Source organism: Streptomyces chiangmaiensis, assembly GCF_036281785.1.
GTDB classification, from domain to species: domain Bacteria; phylum Actinomycetota; class Actinomycetes; order Streptomycetales; family Streptomycetaceae; genus Streptomyces; species Streptomyces chiangmaiensis.
Window position 1 is genome coordinate 1 of record NZ_JAYWVC010000679.1, and the last position, 751, is coordinate 751.

Sequence of the window (751 nt, forward strand, 5' to 3'; positions counted from 1 at the left end):
CGACGCGGTCGGCGGACGCGGCCTGTTCGGCCAGGTCGAGGGCCGCAACGCCACCTCGGTCGCCGACTGGCTCACTTCCCAACCCACCGCCTGGCGCGAGCAGGTCCGCTACGTCGCCATCGACCTGTGTTCCACCTTCCGTGCCGCAGTCCACCGGGCCCTGCCGCACGCGGCGGTGGTCGTCGACTGCTTCCACATCGTCCAGCTCGCCCAGCGCCACCTCGCCGACCTGCGCCGACGCCTCACCTGGAAACAGCACGGACGCCGGGCCCGCAAGGGCGATGGCATCTACACCGTCCGCAAACTCCTGCGCCGCAACAAGGAGGACCTCGCCCAGGAGCAACGCACCCTCCTGCGGACCGAGTTGGATCACATGGGCACCTACGGCCGACAGATCTACGCGGCCTGGCAGGCCAAGGAACTCCTGCGTGACCTCCTCGGCCTGGCCGTCAGCCACACGCACGTCACTCCAGACCGCTCCGCGATCTCCGCCGCCCGTCACCGCTTCCTCGTCCACATCGCCGACCACGCTCACCTGCCCGAACTCGTCACCCTCGCCGAGACCGTCGAGCAGTGGTGGGACGGCATCGAGACCTATCTGACCACCGGCATCACCAACGCCGCATCCGAGGGCAACAACCGCCTCATCAAGCTCGAAGCGCGTAACGCGTTCGGCTTCCGCAACCGCGAGAACCAACGGCTTCGGTCACACTGTGCAACCACCCGGCGGAGCCGACGGGAGGCGCACCCC

Annotated in this window: 1 protein-coding gene; it reads left to right on the forward strand. The window is 68.8% G+C overall.

Features of this window, described 5'->3' with window-relative positions:
- On the forward strand, window positions 1–751 hold a 751-nt coding region (locus tag VXC91_RS46375), incomplete at both ends, for a transposase (protein ID WP_329513333.1).